Annotated in this window: 3 protein-coding genes; 1 reads left to right on the forward strand and 2 read right to left on the reverse strand. The window is 56.6% G+C overall.

The window, feature by feature from the left end:
• Nucleotides 1–431 (forward strand): IS6 family transposase (locus tag ABJD00_RS04430; RefSeq protein WP_413848634.1); only part of this gene is annotated, 431 nt, incomplete at its 5' end.
• Between the two features lie 408 nt (nucleotides 432–839).
• On the opposite strand, the gene ABJD00_RS04435 is transcribed toward ABJD00_RS04430, so the two are convergent.
• Entirely contained in the window at nucleotides 840–1,964 is a 1,125-nt protein-coding gene (locus tag ABJD00_RS04435; protein WP_413848636.1) for a recombinase family protein, read from the reverse strand.
• Nucleotides 1,965–2,038: 74 nt separating this feature from the next.
• Nucleotides 2,039–2,159, reverse strand: a 121-nt coding sequence (locus tag ABJD00_RS04440; RefSeq protein WP_413828751.1) for an IS3 family transposase, incomplete at its 5' end; no start/stop codon positions are given.

A 2,159-nucleotide genomic window follows, 5' to 3' on the forward strand; every position in this document is an offset into this window, starting at 1 on the left:
AACGCCACTACCTGTGGCGGGCCGTCGATCACGAAGGCGAGGTGCTTGAAAGCTTCGTTACCAAGACGCGCGACAAGAGAGCAGCCTTGAAATTCTTGAAGAAAGCAATGAAGCGGCATGGGCGGCCGCACGTTTTCGTCACGGACAAGCTGCGCTCCTATGGCGCTGCATTGAAGGAAATCGGGGCGGCGGATCGTCAGGAAACCGGTCGCTGGCTGAACAACAGGGCAGAGAATTCGCACCTGCCGTTTCGACGAAGAGAGCGAGCGATGCTTCGTTTCAGACGAATGCGAAGTTTGCAGAAATTCGCCGCCGTTCACGCTTCCGTCTATAACCACTTTAATCAGGAACGCTGCCTCTCAAGTCGAACCAATTTCGAGCTCAACCGCGCTGCCGCTCTTGCCGAGTGGCGCTGTCTTGGCGCGAGTTAATGGACAGTGTCACTGTCCTTGTGGAGACTGGTTCGAATTAGTCTGCCAGCACCGCCACCTACCCCTGTCTCATTTTGACCCTACCGTTTTAGCTGGAATTTCCGCGTCATTTCCGCGGCTTGTGAACCTGACTCCGTGGCAGAGACGGACCGGGTTGCCGCAGCTTGCGCCATTATCCTCGACAGTCTCAGTTGCCAGAACTCATCGGTCCTGTTTTCCCTGATAACAGCCGATTAACAGGGAATTTGTGCCAAAACGGGATAATTTCTGTATTTCGGATCGTGTTTACGGGAGTGATATCAATGGCTTGCGCGCAAATTCCCTAAATCTATTAACAGGGAATTTAATTTGCGGAACAGGGAAATTTTGAACCTGTTACAGGGAATCGGTTCCCACGATCAGGGAACGTCAGGAGTGGGGGCCAAACACCCGCTCCTGGTGGTTCCAGTCGAGGGGGATTGTGCCACGCACCAGGGCTTCGAGATTCATGTGCGGGGGCTGCGTGCCGTCGAGGATCGCGGACTGGAAACGGGGCGAGAGCGAGATCAAGGATATGATACGCCGGGTGTAGCGCTCGGAGTGTCCGACGCGCTGGGCGAGAACCTTCAGGGGTTCACCTGATCTCAACGCGTTGGACCAGGCATGTGCATTACGCAAACTGCGGATCAGGGTCTGATCTGGTTCGGGCGTTGCTTGACCGGCAATGATCCGCGTTTCGACGCCGCGGCGTTTGCAGGCGAAGGTGGTGGAGATTTTAAACAGCCCGTCCCGGAGAGTCATATTGTTCAGACCGGACGCGGTGGCGACGGCATCGGGATCGAGTTGGATATCGAGCTTTTGTTTCCCGAGCGTGACGGCGAGGATGAGTGGTGCTGCGTCCTTGCATCCCTTGGTTCGCAACCTCCCGGCAAGCGCCATGATTGATCTGGAAGCGCGCATTGACCTGATGATGTCGTCTTCCTTCAAAACGGCGTGCTGGGTTGCCTGTTCCTCAAGATGACCGGCAATTGCATCGACAACAGCTTGTTCGAAGGTCGCGGCTGGCAGGCGCCACGCCGTCGGATCGGGGCCGCCTGAGATCAGCCGGTTGGAGACGTAGTAGCGCTGCCGCTTGCCGCGCCGCACTGTGTGGGTGGGCGTCAGGATGTCACCTGTCTCATCGCGCACTTTGCCTTTTAGCAGAGCGCCCGATCCAGAGGCATGCCCTGCAGGCGCGCCGCGCCGCTTTACACTGGCAGACTGAAGATGCCGCTGCACGCTGTCCCAAAGCGCCTGCTCAATGATCGCCGGATGCTGGCCGTCAAAGGTCTGATCCTTATGGCGTATCAGGCCGAGATAGACCGGGTTCGTCAGCAGGTGATAGATCTGTCCGCGGCTGAACGAATTGCCGCCTTGCGTGCGTCCCGTGGAAAAGACATGCCGCTTGGACCGAATACCAAGTACTTGCGCCTCACGCACAACTGCGTTCAAACAGCGATGCGTCTCGTAGAGTTGGAATATCCTGCGAACGACTGCTACTTCGTCTGCATTCACAACCAGTTCACGACGTGTCTTGTCGGGATGCGGATCATACCCGAGCGGTGGGATACTGAGGTGCCCCTAGTTTCCTAGACGCCTGCCTCGTTCATCTTCTTCTGTTTGATTTCATAGTTAACCGGCGACAGCATACCGTTGTTGGTGTGCTTGCGTGTCGGGTTGTAGAACATCTCGATGTATTCGAACACGTCC

The organism is Tateyamaria sp. (assembly GCF_039945315.1).
Classification (GTDB): Bacteria; Pseudomonadota; Alphaproteobacteria; order Rhodobacterales; family Rhodobacteraceae; genus Tateyamaria.